9 protein-coding genes are annotated in these 18,374 nt (G+C 34.7%); 7 read left to right on the forward strand and 2 right to left on the reverse strand.

What is annotated here, in order from left to right; genetic code table 11:
• Nucleotides 1-12: 12 nt before the first annotated feature.
• Complete coding sequence (locus BMY56_RS04860; RefSeq protein WP_091620694.1) at nucleotides 13-1,035, reverse strand: LacI family DNA-binding transcriptional regulator; 1,023 nt, start codon at nucleotides 1,033-1,035, stop codon at nucleotides 13-15.
• Between the two features lie 323 nt (nucleotides 1,036-1,358).
• Between BMY56_RS04860 and BMY56_RS04865 the strand changes: the two genes are divergently transcribed.
• Both BMY56_RS04865 and BMY56_RS04870 read left to right on the forward strand, forming a co-directional pair.
• On the forward strand, nucleotides 1,359-4,481 hold the full coding sequence (locus tag BMY56_RS04865; protein WP_091620697.1) for a SusC/RagA family TonB-linked outer membrane protein: 3,123 nt from the start codon (nucleotides 1,359-1,361) through the stop codon (nucleotides 4,479-4,481).
• A 20-nt stretch (nucleotides 4,482-4,501) separates the two neighbouring features.
• Nucleotides 4,502-6,112, forward strand: a complete 1,611-nt coding sequence (locus tag BMY56_RS04870) for a RagB/SusD family nutrient uptake outer membrane protein (protein WP_091620700.1) — start codon at nucleotides 4,502-4,504, stop codon at nucleotides 6,110-6,112.
• A gap of 512 nt (nucleotides 6,113-6,624) precedes the next feature.
• Here the strand turns inward: BMY56_RS04870 and BMY56_RS04875 are convergent.
• Complete coding sequence (locus BMY56_RS04875) at nucleotides 6,625-8,277, reverse strand: solute:sodium symporter family transporter (RefSeq protein WP_091620702.1); 1,653 nt, start codon at nucleotides 8,275-8,277, stop codon at nucleotides 6,625-6,627.
• 389 nt (nucleotides 8,278-8,666) lie between these two features.
• Here BMY56_RS04875 and BMY56_RS04880 point away from each other — a divergent pair, with 389 nt between their 5' ends.
• The 5 genes from BMY56_RS04880 to BMY56_RS04900 are packed head-to-tail and all read left to right on the forward strand — an operon-like array spanning nucleotide 8,667 to nucleotide 18,371.
• Nucleotides 8,667-12,023, forward strand: coding sequence for a VCBS repeat-containing protein (locus tag BMY56_RS04880; protein WP_091621803.1), 3,357 nt, complete (start codon nucleotides 8,667-8,669; stop codon nucleotides 12,021-12,023).
• Nucleotides 12,013-15,264: a VCBS repeat-containing protein gene (locus BMY56_RS04885; protein ID WP_091620705.1), complete on the forward strand. Its 3,252-nt coding sequence runs from the start codon at nucleotides 12,013-12,015 to the stop codon at nucleotides 15,262-15,264. The genes BMY56_RS04880 and BMY56_RS04885 overlap by 11 nt, the downstream gene beginning before the upstream one ends.
• 4 nt (nucleotides 15,265-15,268) lie before the next feature.
• Nucleotides 15,269-16,615 carry a vanadium-dependent haloperoxidase gene (locus BMY56_RS04890; RefSeq protein ID WP_091620708.1) on the forward strand — a complete coding sequence of 449 codons (1,347 nt, stop codon included), beginning with the start codon at nucleotides 15,269-15,271 and terminating at the stop codon, nucleotides 16,613-16,615.
• A gap of 6 nt (nucleotides 16,616-16,621) precedes the next feature.
• Nucleotides 16,622-17,521, forward strand: a complete 900-nt coding sequence (locus BMY56_RS04895; protein ID WP_091620711.1) for a GyrI-like domain-containing protein — start codon at nucleotides 16,622-16,624, stop codon at nucleotides 17,519-17,521.
• Nucleotides 17,514-18,371: a hypothetical protein gene (locus BMY56_RS04900; protein ID WP_091620714.1), complete on the forward strand. Its 858-nt coding sequence runs from the start codon at nucleotides 17,514-17,516 to the stop codon at nucleotides 18,369-18,371. The genes BMY56_RS04895 and BMY56_RS04900 overlap by 8 nt, the downstream gene beginning before the upstream one ends.
• Nucleotides 18,372-18,374 lie beyond the last annotated feature (3 nt).

Raw genomic sequence — 18,374 nt, forward strand, 5'->3', positions numbered from 1 at the left:
ATCACAAAAGTATTAATTGATTGATGAACCTCGCTTTATTAATGTGGCATTTATTACTTCTGTTTTAAAAGGTTCTTCAACTTCATCTAACCACTCCATACGATCAATTAGTAATTTAGCAGCTGTTTCACCCATTAATTCACCGTGTTGAGCAACTGTACTTAATCTAGGGACGGAAAATCTTGACAATATGCCATCAGTAAAACCGATTATCGAAATATCATTAGGCACATTGAAACCTAATTCCTGTATGATACTCATACATTGAATGGCAAATATCTCATTGACGCATAAAACAGCATCTACCTTATTATTTTGAAAAAATTCTGTTATGAGCATATCATTTTCCATATCATGGGATAGCGTCAGTATCAAATTTTCGTCAACTTTAAAATTATGGACTTTTAGAGCATCTAAATATCCTATTCGCCTATTTTCGCTTACATTAAAATATTTCTCTGTAGTTACTAATGCGATTCTTTTCGATCCTGCCTTAATAAAATGACCAACAGCCTCACAAGCAATTTCTGCATCGTTCAATACAACCTTATCACATTCAATTTCTGAAGTTACACGGTCAAAAAGGACAATAGGAATACCTTGATCTAATAACTCTTTCAAATGAGTGTATTCATTTTTTAATTGGGTTTCTGCACTTAAGGAAAGAATAAAACCATCTATACTACCATTTGCTAACATCTCCATGTTAATGACTTCCTTCTCGTTAGATTCATCTGAAATACAAACGATAACATTATACCCTTTTTCATTTGCATATTTTTCTATTCCCCTAAAAACTGTGGTAAAAAAATGATGAACAATATCTGGAATAATAACACCAATATTTTTTGTTCTTTTATTTTTGAGACTAAGCGCTATATTATTAGGACGATAATTATAGAATTTCGCAAAAGCTTTTATTTTATCCTTTGTATCCTTACTTATCTCCGCACTGTTTTTGAGAGCCTTAGAAACAGTTGAAATCGAAACATCCAACTCTCTAGCAATATCTTTTAACGTAATCTTTGGTTTCAAGTAATATTATTTTAAAATTTTAAGATAAGAACTTAAAATTTTCTAAAAGTCAAAAACAAAATTAAGTTCAAAATAATTAGGTTAATATACAAAATGTAATTTTTATATATTTGACAAACATTGTATATTCTCAGTAAGTAGTGCCAATATTTAACAATATTACAAATTTGACTGTTATCTTTCTGTATACTCGTAATATTTAAAAGTTATCAACACGAAACCGTTTTCGTAATAATTAAACCTTGCCTATATTCTTATCAACTCATCATTTTACATATTTTTAACAATTGAAATTAAATTAACTCAACTTAAATTAACAATTTATGAAGATTACATTCCTTAAAAGCCTGTTGGTGCTAAGTACATTTTTGTGCTTTGGACTTTCTCAGGCACAAGAAGTATCTGGAACTGTTTCAGATGCAAGTGGACCTTTACCAGGAGCAAGTGTTCTTGAAAAGGGTACTACAAATGGTACGCAAACAGATTTTGACGGTAATTACACATTGACCGCTCAAGATGGTGCAGTACTTATTGTTAGTTATATTGGCTACAAAACTCAAGAGGTAGCTATTAATGGAAGAAGTTCTATAAACTTTACTTTAGAAGAAGATGCCGAAGCTCTTGAAGAGGTAGTAATCATAGGTTATGGTACTACTACTGTAAAAGATGCTACTGGGTCTGTTACAGCTGTTACAGCAAAAGATTTTAATGGAGGTAATATTGCTTCGCCAGAACAATTGATTCAAGGTAAAACTGCTGGTGTAAACATACAAGAGACAAGTGGTGAGCCAGGAGCAGGTATCCAAATTAACATTAGAGGTTCTAATTCTGTTCGTGCGAACAACAATCCTCTATTTGTTGTTGATGGTGTTCCATTAGGTGGGGGAGATACATCTCCACAAGGTGAAACCGGTTTTGGGCAAAGTGCCGTAAAAAACCCTTTGAACTTTATTAACCCGAACGATATTGAAAGCATGAGTATCTTAAAAGATGCCTCTGCAACTGCAATCTACGGTTCTCGTGGTGCCAACGGTGTTGTTATCATTACTACCAAAAGTGGAAAAGGCAGCAGTAAAGGAGTTTTCGATTTCTCTAGTTCATTAAGTATAGCAACTGCAGCAAATACTTATGACCTTCTAGATGGCCCTGAATTTTTAGCTGGTGTTGCAGCTGTAGGTGGTGATGCCAATGCCGTTAATTTTGGCTCAAATACAGATTGGCAACAAGTTGTATTGAGATCAACAGCTTCTCAAAATCAAAACCTTTCTTATTCTAAAAATTATGGTAGTGGTAACGTAAGAGCTACTTTTGGTTACGGTAAGCAATTTGGTATCGTTGAAAATTCTGACTTAGAAAGAATTACAGGTAGAATTAATTTTAATCAACGATTTTTAGATGACAAATTGGTTCTTGGCCTTCAAATGTCTGTTGCTAGAATAAATGACTCTCAAGCGCCTATCAGTGCACAAGCGGGTGCAGCAGGAGATGTTTTAGGTGGTGCCTATGCAGCAAACCCAACATGGCCAGCTAGTTCTAGTTTTAATGCGGGTGGTTTAAATGTAAACCCACAAAACGCTTTAGACAATACACAGAATTTAACTAATACAGATAGGTATTTATTAAATGGTTCTGTACAGTATAATTTTACCCCAGAAATTTCAGCTAAGTTAAATGCTGGTTTAGATAAAGCAGAAGCTTCTAACACATCTGTTATCTCTAAAAATATTAATAACATAAATGGTGTATCAGGCGTTGGTCGTGGTAACTACAGTGTTTTAGAAAGAAATAATAAAACTTTTGAAGCTACTGTAAACTACAACAAAGAATTCGAAAATTCTAGTTTAGAAGCTTTAGTAGGTTTTGGTTACCAAGACTTTCAAACTTTCGGTTTCAATGCAGGAGGTAGAGGCTATAACACAGGAGATCTTAATGCAATGGGTTCTGATCTAAGAAGTGCTGTAAGTGATTTGCAAAATTCAGTAACAGGTTCTTACCAACAGGCCTATTACGCTACAAATTCTAATGGAGTTTTAATCAATAGATTATTTCCTAATGTAGTACCGCAAGAAGAATTAGGCAGAAGCCTATCAAGTTCGGTAACTTCAGTTTACACCGATGCTTTTGACAATACCGATGAGTTACAATCATTCTTCGCAAGACTTAACTACACTTTAAACAACAAATATTTGTTTACAGGTACCATGAGAGCTGATGGTTCATCTAGATTCGGACCAGAAAATCAATATGGTTATTTCCCTTCTGGAGCTTTTGCTTGGAAAATTAATGAAGAAGATTTTGTAGGCGAGAATGTTTCTACGTTAAAACTTAGATTGAGTACAGGTATCACTGGTAACCAAGATGGATTAGGATATGGAAATTTTGTTGCTAGACAACGCTTTTCTGGTTTAACAATTCAACAAAATCTTGAAATTACTCCTAATGGTACTGAAATTGTAGCAACGGATAGACCAGATTTAAAATGGGAATCTTCATTTAATATTAACGCCGGTATTGATTTTGGTTTTAATAACGATCGTTTTAGCGGTAGTTTTGATGTGTATAGAACAAAAACAACCGATGTGCTTTTACAAACGCCACCAGCGTCACCTGCTGTTGACCCTTTCCAATTCAGCAATGTTGATGCAAGTATTATCAACCAAGGGGTTGAACTTGCTTTAGCTTATGATTTCGTGCAATCGGATGATACAACTTTTTCTGCAGATTTCAACATAGCTTATAACAATAATGAAGTTCAGGATTTTGCTGGATTAATTGATACTGGAGCCGTTAACGGTCCAGGATTAACTGGAGCTTTCGCGCAACGTTTTGCTTCTGGACAATCATTATACTCATACTACCTACCTGTTTTTGAAGGTTTTGACAATGCTGGAAATCCAATCTACCAAGATGTTGATGGAAACGGTGTAGGAGACCCTTTTGGAGATAAAAAATTCGTAGGTGAAGATGCCTTACCAGATATTACGACTGGTTTAAGCTTAAATTTAAGAGTTAAAGATTTTGATGCTTCTGTATTTTTTCAAGGTCAATTTGGTTTTTCTGTTTACAATAACACAGACAATGCTTACTTCAATGCAGGCGCACTTTCAAACTCTAGAAACGTAACTCAAAATGTAATAGGTAACGGTGAAAATCCTGGAGCTTCTGCTGATGCTTCAACACGCTTTTTAGAAAAAGGAGATTTTGTACGTTTCCAAAATGCAAGTGTTGGGTATAACTTCCCATTATCTGGTGAAGGTGCTTTAGATGCTTTACGTTTCTCACTTACTGGTCAGAACTTATTTTTGATAACTGACTATAGTGGTTTAGACCCAGAGGTTACTGCTAATACAGGTGACTTAGGTTCTGGTGTTCCATCTAGGGGACTTGATTATGGTTCATACCCAAGACCAAGAACAATTACTTTTGGTATAAACGCATCATTTTAATTAAAAAAAAATTGAATATCATGAAAAATAATTTTAAAATCTTAACGCTTTCTATTCTATCGTTGGTAGGGGTTACCTCCTGTACCGACTTAGAAATAGAAGAAACAGATTCGATAATTTCTGATGGCTTTCAAGGCTTAGCCGATCCATCATCTACCGTTACGAATCTATACGGTACTCTTGCTGGACAATACGCTGTGCAAGAAGATTACTTTGCCCTTCAAGAAGTTACGACAGATGAACATTTAATTCCTACCCGTGGAGGAGATTGGGGAGATAATGGCTTATGGAGAGTTATGCATACCCATGATTGGAATGGGCAACACCAATTTATAGTAAATCTATTCCAAAGATGGAATGGAAATCAACTACAAGCATCACAAATATTAGATGCTAGAAGTAATCCTAGTGCTACCAATATTGGAGATGCTAGCTTTATTAGAGCCTATAGTATGTGGGTAATTTTAGATAACTATGGCCAAGTACCTTTTAGAGATACTTCGTTACCATCATCATCGATTCCCGAAGTATTAACAGGGCAGGCTGCAGTTGATTTTATCCTAGCTGACATAGAGACAGCTATTGCTAATGCTCCTGGTACACCAGCAGCGAGCGGTGTCGCAAATGGCAGAGCTAGTAAAGCAGCTGCTAGATACTTGAAAGCTAAAGTTCTTTTAAACAAACATATTTATGTTGGTGGAGAACCACAATCAAGTGATATGGCTGAAGTTATTTCTTTAGTTGATGCAATTACCGCTGATGGTTATGCTTTGCAAGAAGGATACTTTGACCTTTTCTTACCAGATGCTGATAATGAAACTATATGGTCTTTAGAGGCTAACACTATTAACAAAATAGTTATGGGTCTTCATTACAACAACACTAGCATACAAGGTGGTGGATGGAATGGTTTCAGCACATTAGCTGAATTTTACGACCTTTTTGAAGGAGATTCAGAATTTAATGAATTAGATGCAAACCAAGAACCAGCAAATGGCCAAGAAGAGCGTAGAGGTGGTGTACCAACAAAAGGTGTTGCTTTTGCTGACCAACCTTATGCCGCTGAATTAAATGGCTATGTTAATGGTTCAAATGTTGGGTATGGCTTTCTTATCAACCAACAATATGCTCTTGACGGAACACCATTAAAAGATAGACAAGGTGCTCCTTTAACTTTCAAAAGAGAGTTTAAGGACAATTCTGGTGCAGTTAATTTCATCAACAATGATGAAACCACAGGTATTAGAGTTCAAAAATATGCAGCTAGAAACGGTGATGCTTCAATAAGTCATCAAATTGTATTTAGATATTCAGATGCACACTTAATGAAAGCTGAAGCTATGTTTAGAAGTGGTGGTGACCCTACTTCAATGATAAATGACTTAAGAACGATACGTAATACTCAACAATTGTTAGGTACTGTTTCAGCTCAAGACATTTTAGATGAAAGAGGTAGAGAATTGTATCAAGAAGCTTGGAGACGTAACGATTTAATTCGTTTCGGTCAATTTGGTAGAGACTGGTTATTTAAAGCTGAAGGCACTATTAATAATGATGATTATAATGTGTTCCCAATTCCACCAGCACAATTGCTTGCAAACCCTAATTTGGTTCAGAACCCAGGGTATTAAGAATAAATTTTGTTTAAGTTCGAAAAGGCCTCCAATAATTGGAGGCTTTTTTGTTTCCTATCTTATTTGTAACAAAATAAAAATATGGCTTTATAAATCAATGTTTTGAAAAGGATAAAAAATTGGTGCTTTACCTTTGCTTAAAAAGAATCCATAATAGCCAATCATATAAAGAATATTCAGAAAATGTATAAGACCTGAGTTCATTGCACGCTTCGATTATATTTTTAAAATAGTAATTAATAATACACAATAAAGTAAATCCTTATTCACAATCTAACTTTAGCATAGAACTAAACTGTTACGAATAGAAAACTAGATTATCTATATTAATTAGCAAATTAAGAACACTACTTTAAGTATTTAATCGCTTATGGTACATCTGAAAATCAAAATACCCTTCAATTATTGGTAATAATTGAAGGGTATTTTGATTGCGGATAAGTCGAAATATAAGCTAAACGTTTAACAAATATGGTTAAGCTTTTTACCTTTGAATAATAGAAATATCCCTATTTAGCAAAATAGACATAAATTCCTATTACTATACAGCAAATCAATATTCCAACTTGATTCACATACTTATAAGGAGTAATCGAAACTTGATTTGTATACTCCAACACAAATGGTTCTTTACGTGGCCTAATCGCACCAATAATTAGCATAATTATAATGTTTGTTACGAATAATATGGCCATAATATGTAAATAATGAGGATATGCCTCAGCCTCTATTAATTTAAGTTGAGCTGGATCAGTAATTCCCGATACATTAGCTTGGGCAAGTGCCTCATCCACAAATTTATTCTTAAGCCAAAATTGACTGATTATATATAGTACTGACCCTGATAAAATTCCGATTTTTGCTGCAATAGCTGGTACTCTTTTTGTCAAGTACCCAACAACTATAATTGTAAATATTGGAATACTGTATATACCATTTATTTCCTGTAAGTAATTAAACAAACTACCTGCATTAGCAATTAATGGAGCTATAAACATAGCGGCTAATGCCAAACAGATACCGAAAATTTTTCCATATTTCACTACGGTAGATTCCGATGCTTGTTTATTTATATGTTGCTTGTATATATCTATACCAAATAGCGTTACAGAACTATTTAAAACACTATTAAATGAACTTAAAATAGCCCCGAATAAAACGGCAGCAAAAAATCCTACTAATGGTTTAGGTAATACCGCTCGCACCAATTCTGGATAAGCCAAATCACTTGTATCTAAATTACCATCAAAATAATGGTAGGCAATCATACCTGGTAAAACCAAAATTAAAGGACCCAATATTTTCAAAAATGAAGCCAAGAGTAAACCTTTTTGACCTTCAGCTAAATTTTTAGCCCCCAAAGCTCTTTGTATTATTTGTTGATTGGTTCCCCAATAAAAAAGTTGAACCAACATCATACCCGTGAAAATGGTGCTGAAAGGAACTTCTTGACCAGCGTTACCAGTAGAATCGAATCGTTCTGGATTAGTATTCACTAAAGTTTCAAGTCCGGTAAAAACGCTACCATCACCAATAGCCATTAATCCGAATATTGGAATTAACAATCCACCTATTAACAAACCTATTGCATTAATAGAATCAGATACTGCAACAGCTTTTAAACCTCCAAAAACAGCATAAATAGAACCTATGATTCCAATTCCCCAAATACAAATAACCAACGCAGTACTATCAGAAACACCTAACAGCGTCGGCACATCGAACATACCACTTATAGCTACTGAACCAGAGTACAAAATAACCGGGAGTAAAACCACGACGTAACCCGTAAGAAATAATCCGGAAGTAAGCGTTTTTGTGGCTACATCGAATCTTTTTGCCAAAAACTGGGGCACTGTGGTAAGACCACCTTTAAGATATCTCGGCAATAAGAATATTGCAGCGACGATTATTGCTATTGCGGCCAAGGTTTCCCAGGCCATAACTGATAATCCGTCTGTATATGCGCTACCATTTAGACCAACAATTTGCTCTGTAGATAAATTCGTAAGCAACAATGACCCAGCGATAACCCCGGCCGTTAAACTTCTTCCTCCTAGAAAATAGCCATCGGATGTTTGTTCATCGGTACTTCTTGTTGCAAAATATGAAATAACAGCTACTAAAACTGTAAAGCCTATAAAAGATAAAATCCCTATCATATGGTCTGTTGTTGGTTAATTAGTCAAGCCTAAATATATTGGATTATTTTCATTACTTCTAAATTCAGGCTATGAAAAACTGATTATTCACAATATTCCACAAAATCTATAACGTTTTCGACAAATATTAACATCGACTTATGTAAATAAAGCCTAGCAAATAATAGGTATTTGGCTATCTTGCAATCTAATTTTTAAGATACTGTTTTAGGGGTGATTCATTCAACTTAGATAGTTTATAAAATTTTTAAGGAATCAAAGATATAGAGCACTTTTTGTGATGATTGTCGAAATATCCTAAAAGCATGATTGCTCTAAATATTCTTTTGTCAATGTACCATTTCCTAATTCACGATGAAATCGAATTGTTATTTCAAAAATATTTAAGAATGAAATCGAATTTACTTAGGCTAGCCTATTTTAGCTTACTTTTTTCACTTTTGTACTCTTGTCACTCTAAAAAAGATTCTAGCGAATCAATTGAAAAGTCAGAACCAACTTTGTTTACCCTTTTACCTTCAGAAGAGACTGGTATTAACTTTATAAACAAGGTTCAAAATTCAAAAGAATTTAACATTTTCAAATACAGAAATTTTTATAATGGTGGTGGTGTTGCCATCGGCGATATTAACAATGATGGACTTTCTGATGTTTTTCTTACCGGAAATATGGAACCGAATAAATTGTATCTAAATAAAGGGGGTTTAAAATTTGAAGATATTTCTGAAGCTGCCGGAATTGCGGGAAACAAACCTTGGTCTACCGGTGTGGTTATGGCAGATATTAATAATGACGGGCTACTAGACATTTATGTAAGCAATGCTGGGAACATGGAAGGCAATAACCATGACAATGACCTTTTCATTAATAATGGAAATGGAACTTTTACCGAGCGTGCGCATGAATTTAATTTGGCGGAAACAGGATTTTCTACACATGCCTCTTTCTTTGATTATGACAAGGATGGTGACTTAGATGCTTACATTCTAAACAACAGTAATATTCCCGTAAGTAGTCTTGGGTATGCTGAACAACGTGACGTTAGGGCTCAAGATTGGGAAGGTGTACCAAAAATTTTTAGAGGTGTTGGCGACATGTTATTAAGAAACGATAACGGTAAGTTCGTAGATGTAAGCGAAAAAGCAGGTATTTATGGGAGTCTAATTGGCTTTGGTCTCGGTGTTATGGTCATTGATATCAATAACGATTTATATCCAGATATTTACGTATCCAATGACTTTTATGAAAGGGATTATTTATACATCAATAACCAAGATGGTACTTTTAGCGAGGAAATTCAAAAATGGACAAATCATCTTAGTTTGTCGGCTATGGGTGTTGATATGGCTGATATTAACAATGACGGCTTAACCGACATATTCATTACCGACATGCTTCCTGAACCTGACCAACGCGTAAAATCAGTTATGGAGTTCGAAGGCTACAATGTCTTCAAATTAAAGCAAAGTAAAGACTTTCACCAGCAGTATATTCAAAACACTTTACAACTAAATAACGGCAATGGTTCATTTTCTGAAATCGCATATTATAGCGGTGTTGAAGCAACCGATTGGAGTTGGTCTGGGTTGTTATTCGATATGGATAATGATGGCTTAAAAGATATTTATATTACAAACGGCATTAACCATGATTTAACCGATTTGGATTTTGTAGATTTCTTTGCCAATGAGATAATTCAGAAAATGGCTTTAACAGGAAGAAAGGAATCTATAGATTCTATCATCAATAAAATGCCTGTAACTCCTTTACCCAATTATGCTTATCGAAATAATGGAGATATCACTTTTAGCAACTATAATAAACAATGGGGTTTCGAAATTCCGAGTCGTTCTAATGGATCTGCCTATGGAGATTTAGATAATGACGGAGATTTAGATTTAGTGGTCAATAACGTAAACATGGAAACATTCGTTTACAGAAATAATTCGGAAACCGAATCTAGCAATAATTATATCAAATTAAAATTTGAAGGTTCTGATGGGAATAGATTTGGAATAGGTACCATAGCGCGTTTATATTACCCTAACAACATTATCGACCAAACTTTAATGCCTTCAAGAGGTTTTCAGTCTTCTGTAGATTACCCGATGACCATTGGTCTTGGAGCGACTACGACTTTAGATTCCATTAGAATTATATGGCCAAACGATGCAACGGTAAAGCTTACAAATGTAAAAGCAAATCAATCGATAACCTTCGTTCAAAATGAAGCTGAAGAAATCTACAAGACTAAAAAAGAAAACAAACCCACTATCTTAAATCAAATAGAAAATAACACCTTGTTGACCCACAAGGAAAACAATTATATGGATTTTGATAATGAAGGATTAATTTCTAGATCATTAGCGGAAGAAGGACCGGGTTTAACTGTAGGCGATGTAAATGGTGATGGCAATGATGACATTTTTATTGGTGGTGGCAAAGAACAATCTGGCGCTTTGTATTTGCATTCTGGCGACGGCACGTTATCAAAACCTATAATAAAATATTTCGAAACAGAAGCTCCACTTGAAGATACCGCTGCATCATTTTTTGATTCGGATAATGATGGAGACTTAGATCTTATGGTAGGTACTGGCGGCAATGAAATAGGCATGCAAGGCACTTATGGCATTCGTCTATATCTTAATGACGGTAAAGGAAATTTTACTTTAAGCACCAATAAATTACCCACAACTAATAAAAATGTTGCCGTTATAGCGCCTTCAGATTTTGATGACGATGGCGACATCGATGTTTTTGTAGGTTCAAGAAGTGTAGTTGGCACTTATGGTATAAATCCTGACCATTTATTTCTACTTAATAACGGAGATGGCACCTTCACCAATGTTACTGAACGCTCAGCATACGACCTAAAGGATGCCGGAATGGTTACTGACGCCAAATGGCTAGATATGGATGGTGATGGCAAAAAAGATTTAGTCACGGTATCCGATTGGGGCAGCCCTAAAATCTATAAGAATTCTGGTAGAAGACTTAGCGACTCCAAGAGTTCTCTCGATAGCCTTAATGGTTGGTGGGGAGCTGTCGAAGGATACGATTTAGATAACGACGGTGATCAAGATTTAATACTAGGTAACATGGGAAGTAATCTACATTACAAACCTGCACCTGGCCAACCAATGAAAATGTGGGTAAATGATTTTGATAACGATGGTACTATAGAACAGATAACCACACAAAATTATAATAATGGTGATTATCCTTTACACCAAAAAAAGGAGTTGACCTCTCAAATATTGGCCTTAAAGAAAAAGAATATAAAGGCTTCAGAATATGCAAAAAAAACCATTGATGAACTCTTTCCTAAAAATATTATAGAAAATACAATACAAAAACAGGCTAGTATCTCAGAATCAGTAATTGCTATTAATGATGGCAATGGTAATTTTACTATTAAAATTTTACCACCGCAAGTTCAATTCTCTTGTATCTGCGGTATTCAATGTATAGATGTTAACAAAGATGGTAATCTTGACTTGGTAATGGCTGGCAATAATTTTGAATTTAAACCGCAATACTCAAGGTTAGATGCAAACTACGGAAATGTTTTACTTGGCGATGGCAAACTTGGGTTTGAATGGCAAAACTATTCAGATAGTGGCTTCTTCATTCGAAACGAAGTAAAACACATCGAAGTAATTAAGGATAAAAAGGGAAATCAATTTATCATTGCAGCAATCAATAATGACACTCCAAAACTTTATCGATTAAATGAAAAATAACATTTTTATTCTTTGTTTATTGGTCTTTGCAATTGGTTGCAAGGAAAATTCGGGTGAGCTTTTTATAAAACACTCCCCAAGTGATACTGGCATTAGCTTCGAAAATACCCTTACCGAATCTAAAGACCTTAGTATTTTAGACTACTTATACTTTTATAATGGTGGTGGTGTCGCCATTGGTGACATTAATAACGATAGCTTGCCAGACATTTACTTTTCAGGAAATCAAGTAAAAAACAAATTATACCTCAACAAAGGAAATCTCAAGTTTGAAGATATATCTATTAAAGCTGGTGTTGAAGGAAATAGCTCGTGGAACACAGGTACTATAATGGGTGACGTAAACGGAGATGGTCTTTTAGATATTTATGTTTGTGCCGTGGTAGGTCTAAACGGGTTTAATGGCCACAATGAACTTTTTATAAATCAAGGTAATGCCACTTTTAAAGAAAGTTCTGCCGAATACGGCTTAGATTATGAATCGTATAGTTCATCGGCAGCATTCTTAGATTATGATTTAGATGGTGATCTAGATATGTATTTACTTAATCATGCTGTACATACCCAAGACTCTTATGGCAACGCAGAAGTTCGCTTCAAAAGAAGCTATGAAACCGGCGACAAATTACTTCGTAATGATAATGGGCAATTTACCGATGTAAGTGAAGAAGCTGGCATCTATGGTGGCATCAATGGTTATGGTCTAGGTATTGCTGTTTCAGATTTTAACCAAGATGGATTTCCAGATTTATACATTGGCAATGATTTTCATGAAGATGATTATTATTATCTAAATAATGGCGATGGTACATTTAAAGAAAGTTTGAAACAATATTTCGGACATACCTCAAGATTTTCAATGGGTAGTGATGTGGCAGATATTAATCATGATGGTCTACCTGATTTAATTTCATTGGATATGTTGGCACAAGACGAAATGGTCTTAAAAACTTCTGAAGGTGATGATGATGTTCAAATTCAAAAATTAAAAACACAAACCTTTGGCTATCATAATCAGTATACCAGAAACATGCTATATGTAAACCAACCCAATGGCATGTTTTTAGAAACTGCTTTGCTTAGTGGCATAGCCGCTACAGATTGGAGTTGGAGCGCATTATTTGGCGATTACAATCAAGATGGCGAGCAGGATCTTTACATTAGCAACGGTATTCCAAAACGCCCGAACGACCTTGATTACATCAATTATGTATCGAACGATAATATCAAACAAAAAATAAATAGTACAAATCTTGTAGACCAAAAGGCATTGGCCATGATGCCATCGGGCTTTGTAGGCAATAAAATTTTCAAAGGCACTAAGAATCTTAAGTTTATCGATGAGTCGAAAACTTGGATTGCTCAAGATACTGTAATCTCTGGCGCAACAGCCTATGGAGATTTAGATAATGACGGTGACTTAGATATCGTGACCAATAATCTATTTAGCCCAGCAATCATACAAGAGAATACCACTAATAGCACTCGTAATTGGTTAAAAATAAAACTGAACTTTAAAAAAGAAAATAAATTCGGAATCGGCACCAAAATTTTCTCCTTTGCAAATGGTATTCAACAGTTCAAAGAGATGTATACTGTACGTGGTTTTCAAGCTTCTTCAGAACCTATTATACATTTTGGTTACGGGAACCTTAATACCGTTGATTCCTTAAAAATAATTTGGCCAGACAAAAGCTTTCAAATACTTAAGAACATAACCACTAACCAAACTCTTTTTATTAAACCAGAGCTAGCAAAACCGTTTGACTATAATAGCTTACACCTAAAACAAAAGCCTCTTTTTGAAAAAGAACCAAATAATCTTGGAATAAATTATGAGCACATAGAAGATGCCTACAGCGATTATCTACGCCAAAAGCTTATACCTTATCAAATGTCAGACAGAGGACCTGCCGTTAGCGTTGGCGACTTAAATGAAGATGGCAAGGAAGATGTCTTTTTTGGAGGCTCTAAATACATTCCTTCTAAGATTTTTATTCAAGGTGATTCAAGTTTTCAATTAAAAATTTTTCCAGAAATTCAGAACGATAGTATAAAGGAAGATATCACATCGATTATTGGTGATTTTAATTCTGATGGCAAAAATGATTTGATAGTTGGCACGGGTGGCGCTGATTTTTTCAATGAAATGAAACCTTTAACCGACTCTTACTACTCAGCAAGCGAGAGCACTTTCATTAAAAAAGAATTTCCTGAATTATTTGAAAATGCATCTGTACTTCTCAAATTAGATTATGATCATGACAATGATTTAGATATATTAATTTGTAATCAATCTATTAGTGCAGATTATGGCAATAAACCAAACAGCTATTTATTAGAAAATAAAAACGGAGACTTTACCATAGCGAACAATCCCTTTGAAAACTTGGGAATGATTACAGATGCAGTTGTTACAGATTTTAATAATGATGGCTGGGAAGACCTTTTATTTGTGGGTGAATGGATGTCTCCACTATTTTTTCAGAACAACAAGGGAGTATTTACTGAAGTACATCTGTTAGAAAATGATAAGGCAAACGGATTATGGCAAGCTGTTACCAGTTTCGATATCGATGCTGATGGTGACCAGGATTATTTGTTAGGTAACTGGGGATTGAATACGAAATTTTCAGCATCTTCAGAACATCCTATGAAAATGTATTATGGTGACCTTGATAAAAATGGAGCTACCGAAACCATCGTCAGCACATATAAAGATGGTAAAAATTATCCGATTGACGGACTAAGAGAGCTATCGAGTCAGTTGGTTTCACTTCGTAAAAAATTCACTAATTACACTTCTTTTGCCGGAAAATCAATGGAAGAAATTTTAGGTGAAGATGTGTTACCTAATGCAAAAATTCAAGAAGTACATACCTTAAGTTCTGGATATTTGAGAAATGATAATGGTAAATTTTCCTTTATTCCTTTTAATTTCGAATTGCAGTTAGCTCCTATTATGTCCTTTTTAGAATTTGATTTTGATGGTGATACTAAAACTGAAGTTTTAGCCGCTGGAAACTATTTTGGAGTAAAACCTTACCACGGTCGTTTTGATTCTTTCCCTGGAGCTTTGATAAATGATGTCAACAATATTACCTTAGCCAATCGAATTGGTCTTGACCTTATGGGTAAATCAATCAGAAATATTAATATTATACAATCAAACAACAATAATTACTTACTGCTAACATTCAACAATGAAGCGGCACAAGTATATAAAATACTAAAACAATAGACGTATGAAAAGGTATATTACATTATTAATGGCCGGCCTTATTCTTGCGAGTTGCGCTAAGAAAGAAGAGCCTATTATAATATCTCCGGAAGAATTGCACAACTCTATCGATAAGATAGTAGAAATAATGATTCATGATATATTCTCGCCCCCTGTGGCTAGTAGAATATTCGCTTACCCCAATATTGCTGCCTATGAAATAATAGCACAGGTGAACCCTGATTATCAAACGTTATCCGGTCAAATTACAGACTTGAAACCGATTCCTAAAATGGATTCTATCTCAGGAATAAATCCTCAACTGTCGGCTTTAATTGCACATATGAATATAAGTCGTCAATTGATTTTCTCAGAAGATAAATTCGATGTTTTGCAAGACAGTTTATTCAATGTATGGAAAACTAAAAATGAAACTGAATTCGAAGCTTCTAAAGCTTATGGATTAAAAGTCGCAGAACATATTAAAGGATGGATGAGCAAGGATAATTATAGCCAAACCCGTACCATGCCAAAGTTTACGGTAAACACGGATGAAGCTTCTAGATGGCAACCCACACCACCTGCATACATGGATGGTATTGAACCACATTGGAGCAAAATTCGACCATTTGTATTAGATTCTGCCTCACAATTTAAACCTGTACCTCCGCCACCTTTTTCATTAGAAAAAGATTCAGACTTCTATAAAGAACTGCTAGAGGTTTATAATATTAGCAACAAAATTACGGCGATTGGAGATGCGTCTGATGAAGTGGCCATTGCCAAATTTTGGGATTGCAACCCGTATGTATCTGTTACTCGGGGACACTTAATGTTCGCTACCAAAAAAATAACTCCAGGTGCGCATTGGATTGGTATTACCAAAATTGCCTGTAGAAGTACAGACAGCAATTTCGACGATACCGTTTTTGCATATACCAAAACGTCATTGGCAATCGCAGATGCATTTATTAGTTGCTGGGATGAAAAGTATAGAAGTAATTTAATTAGACCTGAAACTTTAATAAATCAACATATTGACGAAAATTGGAAGCCTATTCTTCAAACACCACCATTTCCTGAATACACTAGTGGACATAGCGTAGTATCAGGAGCCGCTGCTACTGCCCTAACCAGTATTTTTGGTGAAAATTTTAGTTTTATTGATGATACAGAAACACCATACGGCCTGCCCATTAGAAAGTATACTTCATTTAATACAGCAGCAGATGAAGCAGCCATTAGCAGAATGTACGGTGGTATTCACTATAGAGCAGCAGTTGAAGTTGGAGTTGGTCAAGGGAGGCAAATAGGCGCTCTATTGAACTCTAAAATTAAAATGAAGAACAACTCCAATATCGCACAGAATTAAATAAATATGAGAAAAGGTTATACCATTGCAATAGCTATTATTTCAATTGGATTACTCTGGTATTTTTTCATTAAGCCACAAGACTATCAGGTTAGAGTAACCGCTAAATCGAATACAGGCGTAATTAACCAAGCACTAAAAGCATGGAGCAAAACATTACCCAAAGCTTCTCTAAGACAAGTCAATGACATGAATCATTTAGAGCAAATAATTTATTTTGGTGATTCGACCCATATTTATGAATGGAATATTAATTATGTAACAGATTCTACATCGCATATAGTGGTAGATATAAAAGATGCGGACCATAGCTTAAAAAACAAGTTATACATTCCTTTTACTGATACCGATTTCGAAATAAAATCTAGAAAAACAGTTACTGAATTTATAGAAAATTTAAATGAACATCTTAAAGAATTCAAGGTTACATTTATTGGGAAAGAGGAGCTGCCTTCTACCTATTGTGCATGTGTAGAGCATAAAACCATTCAAAATAAAAAGGCATTTGCAATGATGGAAAGCTATCCTTTTCTTAATTCGGTTATTGGCAATAATGGAATTGAATTTAACGGTATTCCCTTTATAGAAACTACCGATTGGAATATGCAAAACGATAGTATTGTTTTTAACTTTTGTTATCCAATAATTAAAAAAGATACTTTACCGACCATAAAAGATCTTGTTTATAAGGAATTTATAGGAACGAATTCATTAAAAGCTGTATACAATGGTAATTACATGACTTCAGATAGAGCGTGGTATACTTTGCTAGATTATGCTGAAAAGAATGGCATTGAAGTAGACCAAAAACCTATTGAATTCTTTTTTAACAATCCGAATATGGGAGGAGATGCTTTACGTTGGAAAGCTGAAATATATATGCCATTATTAGATTCAGATGAATAGACTAGTATTAATCACATTTACCATATTTTCTACACTTACATCGTGCTCCAATTATGGGCAATTAAAAGTAATAACAGACTTACCAGGGAGCTTAAAGGAAAACTCTGGCTTGGTTACTTATGGTGATTCTACAGTTTGGGCGGTTGAGGATAACGGCAATAAGGATGAAATCTATCAGGTAAATTTTAAGGGTGACATCATAAAAACCCTAGAAGTGAAAAATGGAGATAATGATGATTGGGAAGATATGGCGATGGACCAGGCAGGTAACCTCTACATTGCCGACATAGGCAACAATGCTAATGCTCGTAAAAATTTGGTCATTTATAAATTACCAAACCCAAATATTGAACCGGGCGATAAAATAGATGCTGAACAAATTGAATTTAATTATCCTGATCAAAAAGAATTTCCACCTAAAGAAGACAGACTTTTATATGATGCCGAAGCACTATTTCATCATGAAAATTCACTTTATATCGTAACAAAAAACAGATCTAAACCATTTAAAGGAGAGGCTCATATTTATTCTGTTCCAGATACTGCCGGCAAATATGAAGCTACTTTAGTTGGATCATTTACACCTTGTACAGATTGGCAAATATGTCAAATTACCTCAATTGATATTTCACCCAAAGGAGATAAAATAGTAGCTCTTAGTTATGGCAAACTTTTTGTGTTTACTGAATTTACGTGGAATGATTTCTCTAAAGGAAAACTTCAGGAAATTGATTTAGGCGCAAGAACGCAGTTAGAATCTGTATGTTTTCTAAATGACAACACACTACTTATTTCTGATGAACGCTCACATGGCACTGGTGGCAATCTATACTCCTATTCTTTAAAGTGATTT

It is taken from the genome of Maribacter orientalis (assembly GCF_900109345.1).
Lineage (GTDB): Bacteria > Bacteroidota > Bacteroidia > Flavobacteriales > Flavobacteriaceae > Maribacter > Maribacter orientalis.

Bases quoted from the DNA above. Each gene is read 5' to 3' on its own strand.
- BMY56_RS04865 (WP_091620697.1), top strand. From the start codon at position 1,359: ATGAAGATTACATTCCTTAAAAGCCTGTTGGTGCTAAGTACATTTTTG.
- BMY56_RS04870 (WP_091620700.1), top strand. From the start codon at position 4,502: ATGAAAAATAATTTTAAAATCTTAACGCTTTCTATTCTATCGTTGGTA.
- BMY56_RS04875 (WP_091620702.1), bottom strand. From the start codon at position 8,277: ATGATAGGGATTTTATCTTTTATAGGCTTTACAGTTTTAGTAGCTGTT.
- BMY56_RS04880 (WP_091621803.1), top strand. From the start codon at position 8,667: ATGAAATCGAATTTACTTAGGCTAGCCTATTTTAGCTTACTTTTTTCA.
- BMY56_RS04885 (WP_091620705.1), top strand. From the start codon at position 12,013: ATGAAAAATAACATTTTTATTCTTTGTTTATTGGTCTTTGCAATTGGT.
- BMY56_RS04890 (WP_091620708.1), top strand. From the start codon at position 15,269: ATGAAAAGGTATATTACATTATTAATGGCCGGCCTTATTCTTGCGAGT.
- BMY56_RS04895 (WP_091620711.1), top strand. From the start codon at position 16,622: ATGAGAAAAGGTTATACCATTGCAATAGCTATTATTTCAATTGGATTA.
- BMY56_RS04900 (WP_091620714.1), top strand. From the start codon at position 17,514: ATGAATAGACTAGTATTAATCACATTTACCATATTTTCTACACTTACA.